The organism is Sphingobacterium sp. HMA12, from assembly GCF_002933815.1.
Lineage (GTDB): Bacteria > Bacteroidota > Bacteroidia > Sphingobacteriales > Sphingobacteriaceae > Sphingobacterium.
Genome location: NZ_BEYR01000001.1, coordinates 1,866,134 through 1,891,627 on the forward strand (window position 1 = coordinate 1,866,134; position 25,494 = coordinate 1,891,627).

Sequence of the window (25,494 nt, forward strand, 5' to 3'; positions counted from 1 at the left end):
CACACCATCAGCACTTTTTTAAGAACCGATTTTATAGTTCAGTTCTTTATTTCATAAGGCTAACACTCCTTCCTTTTACATTAAAATTTAAACCTGTAATTTTCTCCAGTGCGTGTATAACGGTTGACAAATTGCTATTACGATTAATCGACGCATGTATTTTGATGCTCGATGGAATGCCTTTATAATCAACATCTAGATCATACCATCGTTCAATCTGCCGCAACGCATCGGGTAATGGTGTTGACCTGAACCTGAATGTACCATCTTTCCACGACGTATAGAGGTCTGTATCCACGTTCTCTACCTGTATATCAGTACCATTATTGCTAGCTTGCTGTAGCGGAGTTAATAATTGTAAAAGACGGTCAGTTTTATCATTGATTTGAACACGACCAGTAACTAAAGTGGTTATTGTACTATTTTCGTTATCGTAAGCATTGATATTAAATGAAGTACCCAAAACCTTCACTTTCTGTATGGCCGTATTAACGATAAATGGTTGTCTGCTGTTATGGGCAACTTCAAAATATGCTTCACCCTTTAATTCAACAATTCGCTCTTTTCCACTGAAGGATGTGGGATAACGTAAAGAAGATTCGGCATTTAACCATATTCGTGTCCCATCACTAAGGGTCAGCTTATAATTCCCTCCCCTGGGCGTCACTAGAGTCATGAATTCTTTGGAAGCTATATTCGTAAGAATATTTCCATCTTCATAGCGGATACTGCCCTGATCTGAAATGATCTCATGTTTATCACCATTTAAATTGTAGACTTTACCGTTTGGAACAATGAGTTTTGCGCGATCTTTCCCCGGTTGAATATCCTGACGTTCTATCATACTTGTTTTGTCTATCTTAAACCGGCTGATCATGTAAAAAGAAAAAGAACCCAATATCAATAAACTGGCGGCAACACTGAATTTAAATTTAAAGGAACGGGCAATTGGTATTGGATTCGAATCATCTTTAATACGTTTCTCTATGCTTTTCCAAGAATCATTTTTTAGTTCATCGAATCTATCATAGATCACCAAATTATCCGGTATTGTTCCAGCTTCAAAATATTCTTTTAAAAATATATCAAGTTCCACATCATTTTCATCAATCTGACTGTAATGACACAAGATCTTTAGTTCCTCATCAGTTATCGTATTATTAAGGTATTTCAGAAATAAGTTTCTCATTTTTTGTTGATCATGTTATTTTCAAGCCTCTGTTCTCCCGCTCTTTAATAATAGATACACACGAATAAGAAAAAATAGCACCCTTAAATAAAAGAATTTTAAAAAAATTTGAGAAGATATGGAATTTTGACCTAGAAAATTCAAAAATAAGGTATAACTGAAAGGGAAAACGACTAAATTATTTGGTATATATATAGAAAATGCGAAAACATCGAAATCAAAAACTATCAAGAAATGGAATTAGTAATATTAGCAATATACGATCAGACGTTAGAATATCTTTCAGTTGTTTATTAGCCTGTTGTATATGGTGGTTTATAGCCGAATCGCTAATATTTAATAGCTTACCAATTTCACGGTAGCTTAAACCTTCCAGTTTATGCATACAGTAAACTTCACGCTGTCTGGGGGTTAACTTATCCAACGCCATGTTTAAAACTGTCTTTGCGTTAGACGCATCATCGATATCCTCAAAAGGTGAATAGCTGTCGTTCTTAGCAAACTCGTTTCTCATCAACTGATCATAAATGCTTTTCCGAAAAACATTTTTGACTAAATTAGAGGCCATCGTATATAATAACCCACCAAAATTACCTTTTGGTTCTATGGTTTCACGGATTTCCCAAATTTTTACAAAAATATCCTGGAGCACATCCTGAGCTAACTCCTCCGATTTAAGTAGGTAAACAAGCTTTAGTGTTAGACGACGGTGATATAAATCATAAAGCTCTTTAAATGCTTCCCTATCTCCATTCCGCAAATTTTCTAATAGCAGCTCTTCACTAGTGATAGATATTGTTTTCAAGTCTATAGATAGATTAGTAATAGTAAAGTGACATAAATTTAAACTTTTTTTTAAAAAACTTCAAAATTCGACGGAAAAAATATAAAAAACAACGTTCATAAGAAACGCTGGCAAACCGAGTGATAATTTTAAAAAAGAGTATTTTTGGCGACATCGTTTTCGCAAACTAACCGGTAAATACTTAAAGCTATCCCAAAAGCCATTTTTGCTTTAAACCCCACAAATAGCTCCTTTTTAGCACAGTGTAACAAGTTGTATATAGAAGTTCCTTACTAACTAAAATTAGCCTTTAAATGATTTTTGTTTTTAAGCCCACATTTGGCGCAAATCTCTCCAAATCGGGATTCAATAAGATCAAAATGAAGAAAGAATCACGCATCATAACGCTCATGGTAGTTGGTTTCATTACTAATGGAGATACTAGACACCACAGCGATATCAACAGCCTTACCCAAGATGGCACATGATTTTCAGAGTAAAGTCGTCCATCTCAGTGCTGGGATTAATTCGTACACCTTGAGGGCGATGCTTCTCATCAATAAGCGGTTGGATTGCCGACCGCCACAGTACAAAAAAGTTTTCAATGCAGTATTGTAGGATTTTTACTTTCTTCAACTGCTTGTGGACCAAATATCACCTTAACATCCTTCGTCATAGCACGTATATGCCAAGGGATAGCTTTAGCCCTTATGGCGTCGGTAGGCCGTTTCATAGTGTTAAAGCTTACAGAAAAGAAAGATCTGGTTGATGCGATCGGTATTTTCTATCAGCGGTATCGGTCTCGCTGGAATTATATTGGGAACTGAAATGACAAGCGCAGCCATCATACAAAACCACTTGCGACTATCATAGTAAGCTTTTAGCTTAGGGTATTTGTGGCCCTTTTTAGATGTATAACTTTGAGTTTTTTATGTTGATACCGTATTTGATTTTTATCATTGAACGGTTTAGGGATCTGCACCCCCGTATAGCCGATCTATATATTTCAAGATAACCCGACGAAACTAAATCTAAATTTAACTTGGCAATTAAGTTATGACAAATTTATCTTTTAATAAAAAGCTACCCAAAACTCTACATGAGCAGAGTTTTGGGGCCGGTGACGAAGTTCAAAAGGCCTTCTTCATCACTGGGCACGTAATTAGAAAAATTATTTAATGTTTCCGAATACATGCTCCAATTCTCTACGGAGATTATCGCCTCGAAGTCCGGAAGCTATTATTTTACCCGATGGGTCGATCAAGAAATTAGCGGGAATTGACTTGATTAAATATAATTGACTTGCGGAATTCTCCCAGCCTTTCAGATCTGAAACCTGAGTCCAGGGAAGGTGGTCCTGTTCTACCGCTTTAAGCCATGCTTCCCGTTTGTCATCAAGAGAAACAGATAACACTTCAAGCCCCTTTGGATGGAAATCATTATAGGCCTTTAGGACATGTGGATTTTCGGCCCGACATGGTACGCACCAACTCGCCCAAAAATCAACAAATACATACTTACCCCTATAGCCCGAAAGCTTTATCAACTTCCCATCTTTATCAGGTTGCTCAAAATCAATGGCCATTGTTCCAGGGGCTATTTTCAACCGCCGACGTTGCTCGTTAATATCGGTATAGATAGTCTTTGCTAAGTAAGATGAGCGCAGGCGCGGTTCCATTTTATCCAGTCCTGCTTCAAACCTATCTAAACCAGCTTCATCTGGAGGAATAACCATCTGCATGTATCGCAGCGTTACAAAACTGTTCGGATTTGCCGCTATCCAATCTTGGATATCTTTTGTATAGACTTCTAAGGCCTCTGTATTTGCCTTTGTTAATATTCTCATCTGCGCTGTATCACCTTGTCTTTGTGCTTCCATGTAACCTCGTCTAATTTTGTCTCTACCCGAACGTTTCATAGCGCCATCAAATAGATACTCATTTTCTTCGTGGACCTTGGAGCCCGTCACTATCAAGTTTTTTATGTGTTCACGCGAAGAGGTGTCCCAAGTTGCACGCAGGTTAATATTGGAATTCTCTAAAAATAATCCCATCGAAGCTGGATATTTGCTACCAGGTATGTTTGTATATATACTTACCATACACGGTTCGTCTACTTGCCCTCTGAATGTAAACTTGCCGTCTTTCATGAGTACTGAATCGGTATGCAACTCCTGGTTTCTGACAATGGACGAAAGATAAACATATTGCTTTCCAGCTGGCATGCTGTCAATTTTACCATGAATTACATAGTTATCATTCCTACCTTTCTGGGCGAATACCAGAACAGGCAAGAATAGCAAAGTTTGAATTATCAATGTTTTTATTTTCATGCAGTTATATTATTTTGCTGTTTTATCGATTATTTTAATTTAAATTTTATCCGGTGCCTCTTTACTCTAGAAATGAGGTAGCAGTGCTCCATTATTAATTTTACTCTTATGTCCAGTTCATCACTACGCGATTTTGTAAACGAATAGTAGAAGGCATCCTGGGGCGCAAATATTTAAAAGAGCAGTTTGGGAAAAAAGCAGCAAACAAGAATCCCCTGAGAGACTCTTGTTGTATTTTTATCCTTTTCGCGCAAATTCAATCATTGCAGATAGCTCCCTTACGGCTGTATCCTCATCACCTGAAAATCCCGATGTTTCAAATCGGATACGTCCCTGCGGATCGATGATTACTTTTGTGGGAATGCCGTCCACCTTGTAAGCTTGTGCCACTTCGCTCTCGTGGGTGGAAGGTTCACGCAGATCCATCAGCACCTCAAAACTGTACTTATTATCAGTCACAAATTTTTTGGCATTTGCTGTTGCATCACCTGTCCCCCTTTCCCAAGTGTGCAGAAATAGGAAACGGACGTCCTTGTCGTTTTTGTATTTATCTACTGCTTTTTGCATAGCTGGAAAGGACGCTTTACATGGTCCACACCAGGTTGCCCAAAAGTCGAGCACCACTACTTTTCCGCGCAAATCAGCTAGTCTCACGGTATTACCATCCACATCCTTTAGTTTAAAGTCTGGTGCCTCTTTAGACACTAATTTTTTCATCATTTCGGCTTGGTCATTTGCGATCCTATTTTGGTCCAAGGCTTCTTTATAGGCCTGGTACCCCTCTAACGATCCTTTGCTGTCGGAATACCCTTTTTGAAGCAGATCGACTGTCACCACACCTTTGTTCCCTTTAACATAATCTTCTTCGAGATAAGGAAGTGCTTCCGCATATTTTTTATTATCCAGCAGGGCATTTAAATATGCTCCTTCTATGATCTCTAAATTCGTTTGCTCCATTGGTGCTTTTCGCATCAATTCCTGACGAACTGCTGCTATCAACTGCAGGCCTTCAGGTGCTCTATCCGCTCTGCCTAAAGCATCGGCATAACTGCTTAGGGTGATATAATACCCTTGTTCACTCCTTCGACGTCGTTCCTTTCGGATTTCTTCCGTATCACCCACCTCCGGTTTGGCCAAATCCGAGCGATGGTAGGCAAGACCATCCTCTAAAAATGGTAAGGCAGCCTTTGGATTCTTTCTACTTAGGATACGCGCACAGCTGGACAATATTGAAGCTTTGTTCAGGCGATTTCCGTTCCGGTCCGAAGACATATCTGCATATAAGTCCGCATACTGGATCATTTTTGCGACATTCCCCTCTGCTGCATAGGCATTGGCCATGTTATACATCTCAAAGCCCATTGATACTTTTGGATGTTGCTTTATAAGCGCCTGAAAACGAGCGTCACGTTCAGCAATTGATTCCAAAGCACTTATCTCTTTGACCTTGTCCTGGATCGCAAGTTGGCCATTTGGAAAATCTTTAACTACAGACTTCCGAACAGTCTCTACCTTTTCTTCATTTTTCTGTCCATAGTAATACCAGTACGCCAAAACTCTATCCGATTCTTCCTTACTATGCTCCAACTTTTTTAGGGTGGATTGTAAAGACTTCGAATCATTCATTTCCTTCAAAGCGGTCAGGCGCTCTTGTATTGTAGATACTTTTTTCTCCTGTGCCTGAGCTACGGATAGCAACGCTATCAAGCCCAGTGTTATACTAATTTTCTTCATTGATTTATTTGTTACTGATATGGATAATATGACCAAGATTACCAAAAACCTTTTTTGGCGCAGCGTCGACAAATTTTCCCAGATCGTTTATTTCGAAAAGGTTAAAATTACCCGAAGTGCCATCCCAGGTAGACACAGCAAGCGTTTTGCTTGTTTTACGTTTTATCTCGATGTCTGTAATTACCTGTGAGCTGGGAAAACTATAAAGTAACTCCGCGCTATTAGCTACTATGTTGTATAAGTATATCTTATTATCCACGGCATAATACATATGTTGGAATAAGCCCGAGGCGGTAAATAGCTTTGCTTTGCTAAAATCAGGACACTGGCTATCCGTAACTTTTTGGTACAGATTTGGATCCAAATTATTTATCCCCATAACATACCTTCCGTCATTGTCTTCCATCACACAATAAAACACACTGCTACTTGATGAAACTCTTCCCTTTTCGGCAGCTATCATAGTCTTGCCGACATTTGACATATTGAATATGTTAAGTGTAGTGTTCGATCCGTTGGCAGCCACAGCAAGGGTTCTTGCAAAGGCCGGAGCAACCAGAAACCGTTTATATTTGTTGTCGTAAAAGAAAGTGTTATATAAAGATGAAGAAATGACCGCGGGAAACAGGTTGTAATCTCCACCAAGCCCTGGCGTATACGGTTTTAATATTTCATTGGGATAAAAATCTCCCATACCGACATGGATCTCACCATTATTAATAAAATACTGATCCACACGACCTAATCCACCATCCCAAGCTAACCCACCATAACCATTAGGGGACATAAAGACTTCCTCACTCTTACCTGTCAATTTAAATGTATTGGGATCAAAGCGGAATATCTCAGTTCCTGTAAAGCTGGCTATGGATGCATATTTTACCTGATAACTTACTTGGGTGTAAAATGAGGCTTTAAGGTTCTCTGGGAAGGACAGATTATTTGCCTGTCCTACAGGATCAGGGAATACCGCATCGTCTGCCCGTATAAATGAAAGCTTGCCTTTACCTCCTAAGTTATGGGAAACCAGCCAACCTTCATAAAAAGCACCATTGACAGTTAAAAAGAGGTGCTTGTTAAATTCAAGACCGTTGTCCAAATCGGTCACAGTATATTGAATATTATACTGCTGAGGTGGCAGATCAATAATCGTATCCAAATCTTTCTTGTCGGACAAGATGTAAACAGCATCGTTTGTCATTGCTTTCCAGCGGTAGGCATATCGCCCTGTCTTTCCCGGCGGAATATTTATCGTAACCGAAATATTTAACTTTTCCAACTGGACCACATCGTACTCGCTCTTGTCCATCAGAATGTTGATATCTCCAATTGGTGATCGGCTAAAGTCCTGTTCAAATGAGGAGCAACCTTGCATTAGTAAAGCTATCAGGCCAATCCGTAAGTAGCCTATAGTATCTTTTAAAAATCTATTTACTTTCATTATCTGCTGAATTAAAAAGTTACACGTTCACCAAACTCATCTATCAAAGGTCCGTTTGCGGCTTCGTATTTTACTAAGGCATTGCGGAGAATCACGGGATAGGTAAAAGTTCCATAGGCACCTATAGTATCATATGAAAAATCAGAAATACCTAATACACTGATCATAAAACGTATACGTGTTGCAGAGAATGGTCCAAAGTCATATTCCACATCATCCCAGTATACTGGCCTTTCTGGCTTGTTGGACACCCATATCTTATAGGAATTTATAGCTTTGGTACCGCCGATAGTGAGCCCTTGACCTCCTGGTAAGAAGTCTTCTGAGGCAGCGACTTCAGCCACGATCCGTAAGGCTTGTGTTTCCATTTTGGGGGTATTGATCAGTATCACCGGGTAATTAATTGTTACGGAATCCGCTGGTAGCAATACCTCTGGCATGAGAAAATCTTCACCTAATACAGCTGTTGTACCCAGTCCTGGCTTGACTTTTATGGTTCTCGGGCGATCCTGCGTTCTACCCTGGATCCGCATTTTGAGAAATAAGGTATCCCTTTCCTTTTTTATAGGGTCAAAAGCGAACGTATAACTTGTAGAATCAACATCGTACTCACCGATAAAAAAAGAAACCCGTTCAGCACCTTCGAATAAAATCGTATTTTGCTTCTTACAAGCTGCCATTGCGAATAGTAGCCCGACAAAAAATATATATTTTCTAGTATTCATAAGTTTATTCATAAGTAGGATTATACTCCAGTTCCACATTAGGAATCGGAAGTTTATAAACTGTCAACGGAACATCAGTATTCATGAAAGGCATACGCGTGACGGCTTTTCTCTTTAAATAGAAAAAATACTGTCCTTCGGCATAAAACTCTTTATGATACTCTTTTTGAATTTCGTTCTGTAGTTGCGTCGCAGTAACCGACCCGTCTTCCGGGAGTTTGTTAACTGCTCGGGCAAAACGAACCTTGTTTAACTCGACTATTCCAGAGAGCGTTGAGTTTGCTGCTTCAGCTAGGATATAATACATCTCTGACATCCGAATCAATGGAATGAGTTGATCCTGTCGTTGTGATGAGGTCAAGCCTTCTCCACTCACCGGCGTATAGGTCTGCCAAAACTTACTAGGAAATAGTACACCCTGATCTTGCTCGAATAAATAGAGTCGACGTACATCTGTCGTCGAATTTTCATATAATGTATTTATATTGGCCAAGGTACGTGTCAAGCCTCTTCCTGAAGATATATAAAGCCTGAAATAATTTTGGGTCCAGTTGAGTATATCCCTTGAGCGTAACGCGAATACCAGTTCTGGCATAAACAATCTATCTTTTGATCCCGCAACTGCACTAACGGATGTATTGGCTACAAAGGGAAACTTCGCGCCATCGACTACTTCCTGAGCAGCTTTAGCTGCCGCCGGTTTGTCTCCCATATACATGTAAACACGAGCCTCTAATCCTTTGACCCCATAATAATTCAATCGGATACGACGGGTATTCAGGTCGGTATCATCCTCAAAAACCGGGTCGACGGATTTAAGTAGAGCTGCAGCTTCTGCAATATCGCTTAATACCAATTTGCATACCTGCTCCGATGTCCCGGGCACATTGGCAAAAGCATCCACCTTGGTCTCGTAGGGAATAGCCTTTTGTCCTTTTCCAACTTGATACTCGGGACCAAACAACCGGAAAAGATCAAAGTGGATATAAGCCCGTAACGCCAACGCTTCCCCACGGATCAAATTATATCCTTTTGAAGAAAGAACAGATTTGTTAGAAGTTGACTTTTCTATAATTTTATTCAGCCCTGCAATAGCATTATACGAGCTGCTCCAAACCTCACTAAGGATATTTCTGACCTCGTCGCTGTTGTAATTATACGAACGTGTCTCATAATAAGGTGCTGTCGAACTGGATTGGGTATAATTTTGTGCCAAGGCTGATACAAAACCCAGGGAGAGCCGGTCTCCATACATGCTCTGCTTACTGAGTTGGGAGTATACCCCTACTAAAGCCTGTTCAAACCCTATTTCAGAAGCAAACATCTGTTCCTCAGCAACGGAGGATTTAGGTTCAACATCCAGATACTTGCTGCATCCGGAGAGAGACAAAAGAGTCGTTAATGCTAGTAAAAATACATATATTTTCATAATCTCTTCTATTTAGAAACTCGCGCGAAGCGATAGTGAATAATTGCGGGCGAATGGGTTTTCCGTACCCCTTTCGAGCTGGACAGAACTCCACCATATCGGATCATTTGTCAATGCCGTTATCGATAGGGAATTTAAGCCCCAACGTTTTAGAAAGGCTTTACCATAGAAATTATAGCCCAACGATGCGGAGGTCAGTTTCAGATTATTATCTTCTTGAACAAACCGTGATGTAGCCTGTGTCGCATTTGGCGTAGAGATGATACGTTTGTAGAGGGATACATCACCAGGCTTTGACCATCCCAGTTCGTAGGCACGTCGGTCTACATTTTGCGCAACATCCACATTCTCGACCCGGTCTACCAAGGTATAGTTATAGAGTTTCCCACCAAATTGATAGTTAAAGATTAAATTCAGCTCAAACCCTTTATATCGTGCGTTTGAGCCAAAGTTGCCATTCCACTTTGGTTGTTGTACACCGACAGGCACCTTATCTCTAATATCCCAATCGTATGTCGTTGTCCCATCTTTCTTCAAAAACATTTCCGTACCTGTGGCTGGATCGATGCCTAGTGAGCGCACCGCAAATATGGTGTTCATGGACTGGCCCTCTTCCAACAGTACATTCGGGTAAATCTGACCCGCATTTGCCGTATTCAGATCTTCGTTAGCCGTCTTCAACTTGTTGGACAATTTCTTAAGTATGTTTTTATTCGTGAATCCATTTACATTGACCGACCACATTACACCCTTTGCCTTTTGATTGATAATGGCATATCGCGCAGAGAATTCCATACCGGTATTCCGTAGCTCGCCAAGATTTTCCGAATAGCTGCTAAAACCGGTCGAAGGGGCCAGTGTAACCGAAGTTAAAGCATTCCTCGTATCGTCTCTGTAAACCTCCATTCTAAGATCTAAACGTTGATTCAGCAACGATGCATCCATTCCAATATTTAACTTATAGACACTTTGCCAACTAAGATTATAATTTCCTAAATTATTCAGTATAGCTCCGAGCTGGTCGTAATAGGAAGAACCGACACCGAAACTGTACCTAAATTGAGCACCATATGCTGGAATATTCAGCGATCCGGTGCTTCCGTAATTTGCCCTTAGGCGGAGTTTGTTAATAATGGGGCTATCTTTGAAAAAACGCTCATTATGAATATTCCATCCTAAACCCGCAGACCAGAATGTACCAAAGCGTCTGTCTGTACCAAATTGCGAAGAACCGTCCCGACGTACCGATAGGTCCATGAGATAACGGTTGTCATAGCTATAGTTACCTGAATATACTAGACCGATATTGCGTGTCGTACTTTCATCGCCCGTGGGTCGGCCATTCATCTGGTATTGATTGGCAAACAGCAAATTGTCTAGACGGTCGTACGGAAACCCTTCTGCTACAATCTGGTAAAATTCGCTCGTAGCATTTTTAGCATTGAACCCCAGCATCGAAAAGATTTGACTTTTTCCGAATTGCACATTATAATTGGCCGTGGTCAAACTTTCATAACCAAAAGACTTTCCTGTGCGAGCGGTATAGGATCCGCGACGACTTGGCTCGGCAATAGAGGCAAACCTAGAATCCTGTGCAGAATAAAACTGATCGGCGTCATCGTGCTGCTTTGTGATACTGAAATTAGACTCCACAAATAATCCCGGAATAATATTATAGCGCACAGAGAAATTATTGGTGACACCAAAGTATGCCGATTTATTGACCGAATGTAAGGTCGTATTGTATAAAGGGTTTATCGTCGTATAAGGCTGGTATGCCGGATGGTAATAAACTTCCTCCAGTAATAGCGGAATATTTCCTTCGGCATCATATGGTGAAAAATAAGGATTAGCAGTAACGTAATCACTGAACCTACCGTACGGAGAAACATTGGCCTTATTTTGGAACACACGCAGGGAGTTCATAAAGCGGAACTTATCGACATTGTAACTCAGGTCGACCTGCCCGCTGTAATTATCCCTATCCTGTCCCTTCATTACCCCCTCTTGCATATCAGCAGTGAACTGCAATCCATAACGAAAGATTTCATCGCCTCCCTGAACACGTAAGGAAGAACGGTTACTACGGCCAATTTGAGTTGGAATTTTCAACCAGTCAGTGTCTACACCTTCCAGAATATTTTTTAGGTGTGAATTGTACAGTACATCTTTGCCCAATTGACCGATGTTGAAGGTGCTGGTGTAAAAGCCTGCACGCTTTTCGAAATCCAGCTTTTCCCTGGCATTCAACAGATTGTAAACACCTAATTCAGGTGTGGCTATTCTAAAATCGTTTGTAAAGGTGACCTGTACTTTTCCTGCCGCTGGAGGTATCGTGGTAATGACCATTACGCCGTTTGCCCCCCTAGAACCGTAAATAGCAGTAGCCGAAGCATCTTTCAACAGTGTAATCGACTTGATCAAATTCATATCGAGATCAACGATACGCTGCAGGTTGACCTGAAATCCATCCAATATAAAAAGGGGTTCATTGGGATTGTTGGAAAGTTCGCCACTGAGGTTCGGAAACGAGTTCTGTCCCCGCATCTGTACCTCTGGAAGGCGATTTATATTCCCACCGAATTGATTACTTGCCACCAGTCTAAAGGCTGGATCTATAGCCGATATTGCAGCTAGTACCGAATTGGTATTAATTTTTTTGATTTCTTCACCACTAACGGTTGTAGTGGCTCCGGTAAAACTTTCGGCAGAACGGTTAAATATACCTGTCACGACGACTTCATCCAGCTCCTCGGACGTGGGTGATAAATGAATGATATAATTGGTTGCAGAAGTTAGCGGCACTGTCTTCTTTTTAAATCCTAAATAAGATACCTCCAGTACTTTGGCATATTCGGGTACCTGGATTATAAACTTTCCATTTAGATCTGTGTTAGCCTTAATTGCCTTATCGGTAAAAGTGAGCGAAACACCGGCCATTTCACGATCTGTGTCTTCCCGGTGTACCACTCCACTAATTCTGCGCATCTGGGCCTTCTGCTCATCCAGCAGAATAATACTGTTATTTCTGATTACGTATACTACACCCGATCGAACATTAAAATATTTGTCCAGTACCTGATACAGCGGTTCATCTTTAAAGTTTGCATCAATTCTTTGGAAATGATCGATTTTGGAAGTTAGCGATACAAAATCAAGTCCGCTTTGCTTCCGAAGTTCATTAAGAAGTTCATCTACCGTAATGCCCTTCTTTTGAATCGTTATCTTTGGTTGTTGCCCAAAGACATTGGTTACGAAAATAAAGCTGCAAAAAAACAACAGGCAGCATCTATGTCTAGTATTATTAAAAAATTTCTTCATAAATAGTGTAAGTAAAGACTGGTTAGTTCTTTATATTTTAGGGTTAAAAATTATTGGTTTTTAAAACCATAACTTTTTATTTATTTGGTAAGTGTCAATCTGTCAAGATAACCTCCTTTCCACGGAATTCGTATTTAACATCATAGGTTTGGGCCAACATATCCAGTACTTCTTTTAGGCTCTTATTTCGGGATATTTGAGCGAGTAATCTCTTATTTTCTTTACTTCTATTATAAGTAACCTTAATACCATACCATCTTTCCAACTCAAGACAAGCTTCATCTACAGGAGTATTCTTGAAATAAAAAACATTGTTTCTCCAAGCTGAACTTTGCTGCAGATCAGCCACAGATATGGCATAGTGCTGATCTACCGTAATTTGTTTTGATGGCTCTAAGCGCACAGGTATGTCAACTAATCCGGACACTTGAATAGAGCCCTCATACAATGTTGTCACACTTTGCTTGTCATTACCAAATGCCTTGATGTTGAACTGTGTTCCCAATACCTGAACTATATGCTCCTTCTTAAGCCGATTACCGAGAACATGTACGTTAAACTTTCTATTCTGCGATTTGGCAACATCAAAATAGGCTTCTCCTGATAAATACAAATCCATATCTTCATGCGGGGTATTAATAGGGTAGCGCAACGATGTGCCTGAATTAAGCAATACCGTGGTACCATCAATCAACCTAACAGAAAAACGTTTACCGTAAGGCACTTTGATTGTATGGTATACCGTGGTACCAGCCATGAGCTGGGAGGTGCTATCTTCGAGTGTATAGCTAATCTGGTTATCGCTACGGGTTATATGAATAGATTTCTCTGCATTGGCAAGTAAAGCAGAGTCCTGCCCTAATAGATTAACACTCCTGTCCTGAGAGAGAAGCAACTGAATTTCTTCAGCAAATTCTTCCGAGGTAGCCTCTGGTGTATTATCTTTCAAAATCTCGTTTACCTCGCGTACTAAATTTAGCTCAGTAATAGCAGGCGGCAAAGCATCCCTGAAAAAGTATAGCGGAATCATTAAAAACACTAATACAGCAGCAGCATACATCACAAACTGCAATACAACACTATTTCTACGAATAGGTGTTATCGGAGTCTCTTGAGCTATCTGCCTTGCTATCGCTATCCAAACAGAATCCGAAGGCTCTAGCCTGATCTGCTCCTGCTGAAAGGCAGCAACAATCTTTGCTTCGATATGCTCATTGTCCGTATATTTCAATACATGCAACAGTACTTTTCGCTCTTCAGCTGTCGCTGTACGATTCAAACAACGTTGTATCAATAAGTCTATATAGCTATCGTTATAATTCATAGGGCTTATAGAAAAGTGGGATCGGAAAATTTCAAAACCTACATCCCTTTATTTATATGACTTTGGTGTATTACCTTTTGGGGGGGTAGGAAAAATTATTTTTTTTGCAAATAGAAAAAAATGAGCGCTAATGGGAGGTCATTTAGCATTTCAGTCATCGTAGATCTTATTTTTTTAACTGACTCATCCAGGTTCCATTTGACAGTCTCGGCAGAGACTTCAAGTATCTTCGCAACCTCTTTGCGAGAGAGCCCTTCGATCTTAACCAGTTGGTAAGTGATCCGTTGTTTGGGAGATAGACGCTGCAAAGCCTGTTCAAATGCCGTTTCCAACTCCTGATATTCGATATCATTATAGGTCTTGGGGGTAGAGAAGATATCGTGTAGGATAAGGTCAAGAGGCTCTTGGGAAGGACTTATTTTCTTAATCTTTGTAAGAAATACATTCTTTGCCACCCGATAGATCCATGCATCGAAATTATCGACTTCGATGAGTTTGCTCCTGTAATTCCAAAGTCGGATAAAAGTATGCTGCAAAACTTCCTCTGCCATGAATTCGTCGTCACTCAGGTTAAAGATAGTAGAATAGATGGAAGTTTTGTAAGCCTCAAAAATAGTACGAAAGGCCTGCTCATCTCCATTAGAAACACGAATTAATATTTCGGCTATTTCTTCTTTAGGGATATGACTTTCCATAGGTATTAAATCCTAATTTTATTTGTATTCTAGTCGCTAACGGAGCATTTACTCCCCCTTTAACTATGTTTACAAATATATAAATAGATTTCTGAAGATTATCCATGTTACAACAAGTTAATCGTTAAGCATAAAAATCTCCCTCACCAAACGTACAAGACATTGTTTTTTAACTATTCAATACAAATTTGCTACCAATCGAGGTCAAATGGATAACACAGGATTTTTGACAAGCTCTTAAGTTTTTGATCAAACAGATCAGCAACTAGCTAAATTTTGATGAACCTGGTGTGTTTTTCCGGTTCTTTAAACGTCTTTCGGATGCCTCGCCTGGTGTATTTCGAAACCTAGCATAATCAGCTATCCAATCTTACAAATTTTACATACAGACCATAAAAGTGTAAATCATCTGCGGTCGATTGCTACCTACTTTTACAGCATGAAAATGGCAACAAAAAAAGCAGCTATCAGTTTTATATTTCTGACTGGCTGATCGACATTACAGGATGGGGAATCGTACTTCCAGGGGTTGCAAAACTCATTTAAGAGCTTATACATGCGGATATCAGCGAAGCCGCACCGTACGGTGCTAGGAAGGGTAATTGCAGGCCTTACAGGTGCCAGCATGTCGACCGCCAGTGCCTATATAGCAGACATATCTATGGATGAAGATCGGACCAAAAAGTTTGGCATGATCCGTGCCGCATTGGGGCTTGGTTTTATCATGGGGTCTGTAATCGGTGGTCTGCTGGGTCTATTTGGTACGGGGATCCTTTCACATCCCTGTCACCCGTCACTCCCACACCCGTAACGTATTTTAAAAAGGAACCATGTTCAATTGAAAATCTGTAGTTTTCCAATCATTAAACGCAACCAACAAATCGCTATTTACTTGCAATGGAATACTTTGAGTATTTGTTGATTTTATGTTGTCCTTTTCTCTAGCTACACTTGCTATGACTGAAACGTGGTTTACAGCTTGATGATTTCCTATTCTACATACACTTAAATCCGGCGAGATGGTAATATCCATATCTAAATTTGCTGCTAAAGATAAGCCCTTAATCGTTAACGCTCTAATCTCTTCATCTACTATCCTACTGATAGTTAAAGCAATATCCTTATCTTGCTGTGTCGTTAATCGCATTTGTGAGTTATCCGCAGTTACTAGTATGGTATCCACCTCTCCTATGTTAGTTTTTATATTTTCCAATTTTATCATAGCACCGTTAGGCATAATACTATTGAAAGTATACGTGCCGCTTGCTGTTCCTCTAATCTTTCGTGTTAAGTTCTTTCCTGTCGGAAGTAAATATGCCCCTGGCACTAAGTAACATGGGTGACTACCAGGAATTTCACTATAAATCTTTCCATTGATATGCCCTGCTTTTAAACCTAACTCATCGGTGATCTCAATATCTGCAGGACTCAGCATAAAGTCCATTGCAAAGCCCAATACACCAAACGGACCATTAAATGGCATATCATGATCAGCAAGTGTAAAGGCTCCGTTGGACATAATGCCTATCGTAATCTGCTTGTCTAGCCTAAATTCTGGCTTTTTATTGTAGGTATAGGTTAATTTACCATCTACGGTACTAAACTCTAAGAAGCAGTCTGGATTGGTTTCGTTGTTACAATCATAGCAGTATAATTTAACACCATCCAAGCTGTTTACGGTACTCAATGCATCTGCTGAAAGCTTAGGACCAGTATGACCTGCGGGGTATACAAATCGATAAGGATATAAACAATGAGAATCGCTAAGTTTATCAAAATATCCGCTGTCCCACACTTCACCTGCTGGTATAAAAAACAATAAAGGCGTATTATTGCGATCACAGCCTCTAAGGAAAGTTGTCTCAATTGAACGAATCGCATAATCTACATTATCGGCGAAAGTACGACCCCAATCATGAAAATGAATCAAAGACTCTTTGCTTAACAACTTTCCATGTATAGCGGTTAGTTCTTCTATGATGTCTGCTTCCTGGATACCTGTAATATCCACATTATTTGTCCAAAGGTTATCAGCAACTTTAGCGGACATGGCTGTACAGAAACCCGTTGCCAATCCTCCATCTCCTTTACCTTTTAAAAAGTAGGTATAAAATACAAAGAAAGCGGCTGTTAACATCGGATGGCCAAATATTGGGTCGAAAGATTCATGCCATACCTCACTTGAACCAAATGTCTTTTTAAACGTATCAAAACTTGGCTTTCCTATATTCGGATTATGGAATGATAGGTTGTTTTTGCCAAAGCGATAGGGTATTTCTAAAACTCCAGCTTGAGAGACACTGCGTTCATTACTAAGCATACCATCTGGATTTCTGACCTGTACTGAAACTACAGATGAATTCCCTTGATTAAGAAAACCTATCATAGTAAATGTTAGTTCTTTACCAGAGGCTGCCACTTCTGCTGCAATACTTTGATTATTAATCAGTACCGATGCTCCCTGCACAAATGCTCTACCTCTCAATATTGTTGAAACGCCAGGCATCATCTGATCGGCAAATACGTCTAATTGCGGTTTTATTCGAATATTTACCCGGTTGCTTTCAAAATTATCTACTACTCGAAGTATAAATAATGCTTTAGAACCTCCCGAAGTATCCAACGGTAAAACGACATTCATACTTCCATCAGCGTTTACATGATGCTGTAATTCTATAGAACCATCAAAAATAACTTTATCTGAATTCGCAAAAGTATTTCCTTTTACCACAATTGTATCTCCTGGAAAAGCCTCATATGTACTAACAGATGTAATAAAAGGTCTTGTTAACTGTTCATTCCAAGCATCTAAAGAAAACTGAAAAAACTCATTAACACCATCTAAGCCATGATTATAGCCCGCTTGTCCGTCATAACCGCGTTGTCCGTTGGCACCAACATCGCCATTGCGCGCATTATGACAATAATCTTTATCATTTCCACTTCGCCCCCCCAATCCTCCATCGCCACCCAATGCGCCTGCACCTCCTTGGCCTGGCTGTCCCCCTTGATTTTTCCAACGAAAGCTGTTGTTGGTAACCGTTCCTTCCAATGTACCCTGCAATACACCAATGCTGATATTGCCACCATTTCCGCCATCACCGCCGCGACCACCATCGCCGCCATTTCCACCATTTCCACCTCTACCACCATTTCCCGCATTTTTTTTACATTCATTAATTATTGGCCAATATGTACCCACACTTCCTCCTTGCCCATTTCCTCCTCGTCCTCCTCGTTGACCAATACCTCCTGTAATGCCACCCTCTCCATTTAAATCTATATTTGGTAAATTGGTCATGTTCTTAACCCACATTTCTAAGGATGGTGCCTTTCTGCCATTTGCTCCAACTATTCCAGCGGCTCCTTTCCCTCCATAACCTCCAGCATACCCACTTCGTTGATCTTGATTGAATTCACGTTGTGCTGTATTATGATTTGGGATCCCATCTAAATATGGATCATCAGCATGCCCTTGGGTATAACCTCCAGGTCGTCTCCATGAAATCTCTGCATTGGGACCACATATCACTTCCTCGGCCAAAATTATAAGCTTATCTACATCTGCAGACACTTCTAATCTACAATTTGTCAAATCCAATTTCTTAGCAATAATTATAGCTTCATTTTGTGATATGATATTTAAGGTGTTAAAATGATAATCCAAGGTTCCCAATTGCTGCCAGTTTTGAGGTTTATTTCCTTTTAGATTTTCTGTAAATAGCTGTTTATCATAAACAAATAACTGACCATCTTTTTTAGTGAACATATTCAAGCTTTCCTTAGCTCCCTTTACTTCGCCATTCGCCAGCTTTTTGTTCAATTTCTTCAACTTACCAAAACCTGCCTTTCTTTGGTCCAGCGGTCCCTCTTTCAAGATTTTTATATAGTTTATGCTATTTTTATTGGTCAGTTCTGTTGCCATCAAGCGACGTTTAGTTGCCATATCAGCCTTGATCAGGTCAACAGCCAATGTTGCCCAATGTTCAATAGGCTTAAATACAAAACCAGGTTGAATCCATATATTGCCCTTTTGTATCGTTCTATTTGAAGTGAATTTCATTGTTCCTAGTGAACTTAAACTTTCTACGCCCGCCGCATTCATAATCTGTTTAACACGTTGTAGTTTTTTCCTAGCCTCATAAGATTCATAATTTACATGAATGACAATACCCTTTAATGCTTCGGATAAGGTCTTCTCCAATTCTCTGGAATACTTAAAATCTTGTTGTATGGAAGCTAATGTGGATACACCGGCACTCACATTAATCTGACCGATTGTCCCCTTAAATGTCGAATCTTCACTTTTCAATGAAGCCCCCACTCGAAATACACTAGATGAAGCATCTTTAAATTCACCTATAATTTTTTTTCTTGCTACGACCTGATTATCTATCTCTAAATACGTTTCGCCACTTTCATCCCGATATAACCGAACCATCTGAGGGCTTCCCTCAGCGAGTTTCTGTGTACTTTTTAATTGACTCTTTTCCGCCGTTGTTTCTATATCTGCCGTCAGAAATCCAGATTCATCAATGTAAATTGAAACCAGTATATTATCAGACTCTATAAGCATTTGCTTATTCCCATTTATCGAATTGGGGCTGACCATCGCTTCTATGGTAAATGATTGCAATTCTTTTGAATTAACAAACATATCCATATCTAAATATCCACCGTTAACTTTAAAATCTCCATTTGTGGGGGTGAGCTGAATGTCTCCTTTCAATTTTAACGAAGAGGAAGTGCCAACATCATTAAATACCGCATTTCCTGTGGTTTTTAATACAATTAATTTTTCCATGATTTTTATAGTTTAAAGAATGAATTGGTTCCGCTCTCTTCTAGTGGACGGAAAAGAATCAACATATTGTAACGATCAGATTAAAGTTAAGTTTAAAAAAAACCTTTACAGACTATCAATGAGTAAGTGACTGCAAACTCAGTGTGAATAAGGAGAATCAATTAGGGAGCAGCTGTTCAACCTGTTACCTGTAACTCGTCAGCAAGATCTCGGCACTCGTCAGCAAGATCTATCAACATCTATATCAACCACAACCATATATACGCGTCACTCCGTGCTTGAGAGGTGGGGCAACCGTCCGATATCATACATCATTCAACGAAGACAAGCTAGGTATTGAAAACAGAGAATCTTTCCAAGGCAATTAAACTTAGGAAGGTTGCCGGAGGCGCTTCTAAAAATCGACTAAAAGTTTAAATGTATAAGTATGTCTTTCGAGAAAATGCCTATAAGGAGATAATTGGCTATAAAGGAAGCGTGATCGTAATCCTGACAGTAAAATCTTCCTCATCAGGTTTTTTGTCAATTGTGAGTGAAGCGGATTCTGCTGATTCATCACTACTGAGCATACGTAATCGTTCTTGTACTCCTTTTAAACCAAATGAGGTACTTTTGAAATTGCTATTTCCAGTTTTAGGAAACTGATCAAAACCAACACCATTATCCAGAATTTCAATCCTAATTTCCTTTTCTTCTAAAGCTGTCCGAATCAATATCTTGCCTTTTTTGTCATGGAGATGCCTCATACCATGATGTACGGCATTTTCGACAATTGGCTGAATCAGCATCGACGGAATCTTCTTATTGCTTTTGATTAAGCGCTCATCCGACTGAATACTATAGGTAAATATATGATCGAAACGTTCTTGCTCCAGATCCAGATACAGCTTGACCAATTGAAGTTCGGAAGCGATGGTCACCTTGGAGAATTGAGAATTCTCAAGTACGATACGGCTCAAAGTGGCGAATTTCTGAATCAGCTTGCTGGCCTGTACAGCATCATTTTCGACTACGTAGGCCTCAATAGAATTCAAAATATTGAAAATAAAATGTGGATTCATCTGCGAACGAATAGCTTTCAGTTCACTTTCATATAATTGTTGCCGGAACTCAGAGGCCAATTTTTTTTCCTTTTCCATTTCCAGGATCTCGCTCTGCTCCCTGATCTTGCATTCATTTTGTTTCAGCTCATGCTGTAAAGTCAGGCTAAATTCCTTCTCCATCCGATTAATTTTCTCCTGGTGCGCCAGTCGATAGATCAAAATCAGTACCACTGCAAGAAAAACAAAAGACACTAGACCGACTTTAAACCATAAACCTTGATACCACAACAGTTTTACAGACACAGGTATATCCAGTTGCGCTTTCGACCAATTTCCATCCCGGTCTCCCACCCGAAGAACAAAACGGTAATCCCCGCCTGCAATATTGCTGTAAACCGCCTGTTGAATTGCGTCTGAATCAATCCATTCGCGATCAATCCCTTCTAGTTTATAGCTAAAACGTAAAGTCTTGTCCGCAAGCTGGCCAGGTACAGCAAATTGAAAAGAAAAGGTATTTTCATCAGGCTGGAGCACAATCTTTCCATTTACAAGCCGATAGGTATTATCGCGGTTCAATATCCTGAACGCACTTATAACGGGGGCTATATTTTCGGTTTTATTTCCAATCTCAGCCATCGGCCCTTTGATCAGACCTTTATCCGTCAGCCAAACCAATACATCTGAATCAAAATAAAAATTATGGGTCGAAAATCGCTCGGGTGGGAATATGCCTTGACCTGCTTCCAATTGTAAAAACGTTTTGAACTTTGGATCAAAAATCATTACTCCATCTCGAGTGTTCATCCAGATTCGTCCTTTTGCATCATTTTTTAGGGTATGGGCATAAAACAAGGGGAAACGATTACGGTCATTAGCCTGTAGGAAACGTGTTTTCCCTGACTGTTCAACAATCATCCCAATACCTTGCTGGCTACTGCTGTACCAAAAGCGGCGATCAATATCCAAAAGAAAGGAAAACACGGTATTGGCAGCAAGACTTTCTCCAGACTGCCGCTGATGCTTGAAATTAATAAACTTCATATTTACCTTATCCACTACTTTAACTGCACCGAAGCCATCCATACCCAGCCATAGAGAACCAGAAATATCCTTTCCTAATGTGATTACTTTATGGTCAATAAGACCATTATCTTTATTGTACAATACAACCCTATTCGTAGAAAGATCATATTGATATAGTCCCGAATTCCAGGAGCCGATCCATAGGATATCTCTTCCATTGACTGAATCCCAAATCACACTATTGCAGTCGGCTCGTTCAAGACCAAAAGAGTTTCCTGCAATTTTTAATGCCCTAAGCTCTTTACTCACCGTATCAAAAACATAAATCCCGCTGTCTACGGTCGAGATATAAATATAAATCCCTATAGCCGTAAGTTGGCTGACCTTAAGGTTATTCAGGGAGAAAGCTGATAAACGTAGCTGAAAATCTGGAGACAATTCACCGATCTGAGCCTTGGAGATATACCACTTCTTGTCACCTACTTTTAAGATATGCTGGATAGGGTCAGTTTTAACAGGTATGAGGTCTTTAATTAAATTTAACTTTTTCGAATAATAAAATAGACCATGATCTGAACATATAAAATATCCTCCATCTATGGATACAATACGGTTAATTTTAACAGCAGATCCCTCTGGAACAGCTCTCTTCCACGGTATCTCAACCACCTCCTTATGATATAGGTCATAACTGTACAGCTTGCCCCCACTATGGGCTGCTAATATTTTATGCTCTTCCGAGAAAAAGGAGACATCAGCGATATTGTTATCATAATGTGCAACATTAGGACCAATACCAAGAATATTTCGCTGTTCAACCCGCTTTTTTTGAGGCAATAACCGTATCAGATCATGATTATAATAGGCAGCAAAAACCTGCTCCCCTGCCATACAGATTCCCGTAACCGCATTTTCACCCTTGTTCGACAGATCATAATGAACTGTCTTCCCAGAATTGGGTTCGTAAGAAAATAGACCATGATAGCGCGTACCTATCCACAGAATCCCATGCCGATCTTCTTGGATGCGGAAAATAGTTACATAGGCTGCCGGTGTTAGTTTTACGGCTGATATGCGTCCCGATACCGGATCCAGAATCTGCAGGTCTGTTTCTTGCCCACCAAAAAACACCTTACCTGCTGACTCATGAACAGCATAAAGTTCATGTTTCTCAACATCTCCGCCAGCCGCTTTGGCACTATAGCTAGTCCAGGCCTCATGCTGGGGTTTGGACCGATCATAACATATTAAGCCCCGGTTATAGCTCGCAACCCAGATCTTATTATTACTACCTATGCTGAGATTTCCCAGATCATACGAAAAATCTGAATGTTGTGTAAAACTAACAGGGAAAAAGGTATTCCCATCAAAATAGCACAGACCTTTTCCTGTTGTGATCCATACGAATCCTTTTTCATCGACAGCGGCATCTCTGATTTTGTCACTGGGGAGTCCCTCACGACTGGTAAAATGAAGAAAGTTATAAATCCGTTCCTGTGCCAGCCCCCGTGATAAGGTAAACATCACAACGACAAATAACCGAATCAATAACTTTACGTTAGCCATAACTGCAGCTTAAGTACGGGATAGCAATTCCATAAGCAGACTTTTTTTGGTGGGAGAAACCTCTAGCTCTGATCCGTCCACAAGCTGTAAAGTCCCTCCTTCCCCTTTCTTATAGCGAATCACACAGCTAAGATTAACGATCGTGCTCCGGTTGATTCGCAAAAAACAATCACCATCCAGCAATCCTTCAAACTCTTTCAGTGTCCTGGAAACAATGATCTTGTTACCCGCAGAAAAATAGAACACCGAGTAGTTACTCATCGCTTCGATTTTGACAATTTCATCTTTCCTTACAAAATAAATACCTTCTGAAGTAGACAGGGCCAACCGCGATGCGCAGGTGCTTCCCATAGGAATTCCCTGTTTCCGGCGCTGTTTTTTCCATTCAATCCGTTTGGATAATTTTTCAATTGCAGCCGTTAGTTCATCAGTATCCACAGGTTTGAGCAGATAATCCAAAGCATCGGCGCGCAGAGCCTCAATGGCATATACATTATAGGCCGTAACAAAAATGACCTCGAAATCGATGTTTCCGAGATTTTCCAAAAACTTAAATCCATCCATCAGCGGCATTTCGACATCCAGGAAAACGATATCCGGGCTAATGGATGGAAGGACTTGTAGCGCAGCAAAGGGATCGTTAAATATCCGTTCGACGACAAGCCTATCGGCAAAAGCGCTGAGTTTATGCTGGAGTAAAGTGGCACCTTTCAGTTCATCATCAATAATGACTGCCTTTATCATAATTTATTCCTTTTACATTGACACCTTCGAAAACAATCAAATAGTTATCTTAAATATACGATATATTCAGCATGCTATTGCAACTTCGCTCCATTCCCGACATCTATGTTAAAAAGATAGCGAGTAGTTTACCCTTTCAGATCAGCACTTTTTTAGCATTTCTATTCCGATTTTAGTGCCACCTCAACCTGATTCGCATCGTTTAGGTCCACGCCCTTACGTTTAAGGCTTGCCATGGTTCCGCCCGGAATAATTATATAACGGTACATAATTTGACTAGGTAATGCCAAGAGACTGCCACCATCGTAGACAAACCGGTAAACAATGATCCTATTCTCTTTCGGATGGTGGGAAATTGTACTCATTCTCCCTCCAGCTCTTGAGGTATAAGGCAGCTGGTAAATTCCGCCTCCATAATCCAGATAAACAATCACGGTTCCACTATTCAATATGGTTGTGGAAAGTCCTTTGGCAGCAAGATGGGCAATTCTGACCGCCGTACCGTCCATAGTAGAATCTTTAGTCCCTGTAGCACTTTGCCAACCACTGTAGAGTACATTAGCAGTACCCGTAGCTCCTCTCAGATTGACCCCTGTACCCCATCCGGATGCAGTTTTAGGTCCAAAAAATTGATAGCTATCCACCTTAAAATAGAAGTCGCCCACGGCACCCACCGACACCGCTGGAATTTGGGTGCCGCTCAGGATTTTGGATCCCGCCGCTCCATTGGCACCTGTCGCTCCCTTAAAAGAAGTTGCTTTACCCCATCCGGCATCCGTTTTGGGACCATATATTTCGGAAGTCGTTTTACGGATATAATAATCTCCAGCTTTCCCCAGCGTAGCGACAGGAACCGCATCTCCAGAGAAAATTGTTGCTCCGTCATCACCTTTTACCCCCTGAATTCCCCTCGCCCCCTGCTCGCCTTTTTCGCCAATGGCTCCCTGCGGTCCAGTGTCCCCCTCTTTGCAGGAGAAAAAGATAACCAGTCCTAGACTGACCATCAACATGCTTTTTAAAACTTTCATTTGAATAATTAGTTTTTAAACTTTATCCAAATATATTGTTGGCTCAGTTGCAAAAAATCAGTAATGAGCGAAACAGGAGTTTCAATGAGTGAATAAACCTAAATATCTAGTAAAGAAATGAAAGAAAAATAACTGCTCCCCAAGCGCTAAGCTTACAAAAGAGAAAAGTTTACAATTTTTTGGAGTAGATCCATACAAAGAAGATATCAACGAGATTATTTGGCTGACTGAGAATCTGGACGTAAACGACAAATTGCTACTTTCATATTTAATGATTTACTTTAAATGATGACAATATGACGTTGTCTTTGC

The 25,494-nt window shown here is 40.2% G+C and carries 16 protein-coding genes; 2 read left to right on the plus strand and 14 right to left on the minus strand.

Annotation, left to right across the window (positions count from 1 at the left end; all coding sequences use genetic code 11):
• Positions 1–46 precede the first annotated feature (46 nt).
• Together HMAT_RS08100 and HMAT_RS08105 are read right to left on the minus strand one after the other, a co-directional pair.
• Positions 47–1,189: a FecR family protein gene (locus HMAT_RS08100; protein ID WP_104382237.1), complete on the minus strand. Its 1,143-nt coding sequence runs from the start codon at positions 1,187–1,189 to the stop codon at positions 47–49.
• Between the two features lie 217 nt (positions 1,190–1,406).
• Positions 1,407–1,994: an RNA polymerase sigma factor gene (locus HMAT_RS08105; protein WP_158655670.1), complete on the minus strand. Its 588-nt coding sequence runs from the start codon at positions 1,992–1,994 to the stop codon at positions 1,407–1,409.
• A 411-nt stretch (positions 1,995–2,405) separates the two neighbouring features.
• Between HMAT_RS08105 and HMAT_RS27025 the strand changes: the two genes are divergently transcribed.
• A complete protein-coding gene (locus HMAT_RS27025) occupies positions 2,406–2,591 on the plus strand; it encodes a hypothetical protein (protein WP_158655671.1) in 186 nt (61 codons plus the stop codon).
• A gap of 553 nt (positions 2,592–3,144) precedes the next feature.
• Here the strand turns inward: HMAT_RS27025 and HMAT_RS08110 are convergent.
• From HMAT_RS08110 to HMAT_RS08145, 8 genes are all read right to left on the minus strand, one after another.
• The gene (locus HMAT_RS08110) at positions 3,145–4,305 is read right to left on the minus strand and encodes a TlpA disulfide reductase family protein (RefSeq protein WP_104382239.1); all 1,161 of its coding nucleotides are present in this window, start codon (positions 4,303–4,305) and stop codon (positions 3,145–3,147) included.
• A 237-nt stretch (positions 4,306–4,542) separates the two neighbouring features.
• On the minus strand, positions 4,543–6,039 hold the full coding sequence (locus HMAT_RS08115; protein ID WP_104382240.1) for a TlpA disulfide reductase family protein: 1,497 nt from the start codon (positions 6,037–6,039) through the stop codon (positions 4,543–4,545).
• Between the two features lie 4 nt (positions 6,040–6,043).
• Complete coding sequence (locus tag HMAT_RS08120) at positions 6,044–7,480, minus strand: PKD-like family lipoprotein (protein ID WP_104382241.1); 1,437 nt, start codon at positions 7,478–7,480, stop codon at positions 6,044–6,046.
• Positions 7,481–7,491: 11 nt separating this feature from the next.
• A complete protein-coding gene (locus tag HMAT_RS08125; protein ID WP_158655672.1) occupies positions 7,492–8,205 on the minus strand; it encodes a DUF4843 domain-containing protein in 714 nt (237 codons plus the stop codon).
• A gap of 4 nt (positions 8,206–8,209) precedes the next feature.
• Complete coding sequence (locus HMAT_RS08130) at positions 8,210–9,634, minus strand: RagB/SusD family nutrient uptake outer membrane protein (protein ID WP_104382243.1); 1,425 nt, start codon at positions 9,632–9,634, stop codon at positions 8,210–8,212.
• Positions 9,635–9,646: 12 nt separating this feature from the next.
• Positions 9,647–12,955, minus strand: a complete 3,309-nt coding sequence (locus HMAT_RS08135; protein WP_104382244.1) for a SusC/RagA family TonB-linked outer membrane protein — start codon at positions 12,953–12,955, stop codon at positions 9,647–9,649.
• A 94-nt stretch (positions 12,956–13,049) separates the two neighbouring features.
• Positions 13,050–14,279, minus strand: a complete 1,230-nt coding sequence (locus HMAT_RS08140; protein ID WP_104382245.1) for a FecR family protein — start codon at positions 14,277–14,279, stop codon at positions 13,050–13,052.
• 95 nt (positions 14,280–14,374) lie between these two features.
• Entirely contained in the window at positions 14,375–14,974 is a 600-nt protein-coding gene (locus tag HMAT_RS08145; protein WP_104382246.1) for an RNA polymerase sigma factor, read from the minus strand.
• Positions 14,975–15,530: 556 nt separating this feature from the next.
• On the opposite strand from HMAT_RS08145, the gene HMAT_RS08150 reads away from it, so the two are divergent.
• Positions 15,531–15,785 carry an MFS transporter gene (locus HMAT_RS08150; RefSeq protein ID WP_233789143.1) on the plus strand — a complete coding sequence of 85 codons (255 nt, stop codon included), beginning with the start codon at positions 15,531–15,533 and terminating at the stop codon, positions 15,783–15,785.
• Positions 15,786–15,791: 6 nt separating this feature from the next.
• On the opposite strand, the gene HMAT_RS08155 is transcribed toward HMAT_RS08150, so the two are convergent.
• The 4 genes from HMAT_RS08155 to HMAT_RS08170 form a co-directional block, all read right to left on the minus strand.
• On the minus strand, positions 15,792–19,778 hold the full coding sequence (locus tag HMAT_RS08155; RefSeq protein WP_104382247.1) for a LamG-like jellyroll fold domain-containing protein: 3,987 nt from the start codon (positions 19,776–19,778) through the stop codon (positions 15,792–15,794).
• Between the two features lie 464 nt (positions 19,779–20,242).
• Positions 20,243–23,410, minus strand: coding sequence for a histidine kinase (locus tag HMAT_RS08160; protein ID WP_104382248.1), 3,168 nt, complete (start codon positions 23,408–23,410; stop codon positions 20,243–20,245).
• Positions 23,411–23,419: 9 nt separating this feature from the next.
• Positions 23,420–24,154 (minus strand): LytTR family DNA-binding domain-containing protein, encoded by a 735-nt coding sequence (locus tag HMAT_RS08165; RefSeq protein WP_104382249.1) that lies wholly within the window; start codon positions 24,152–24,154, stop codon positions 23,420–23,422.
• Between the two features lie 161 nt (positions 24,155–24,315).
• Positions 24,316–25,182, minus strand: coding sequence for a collagen-like protein (locus HMAT_RS08170; RefSeq protein ID WP_104382250.1), 867 nt, complete (start codon positions 25,180–25,182; stop codon positions 24,316–24,318).
• Positions 25,183–25,494 lie beyond the last annotated feature (312 nt).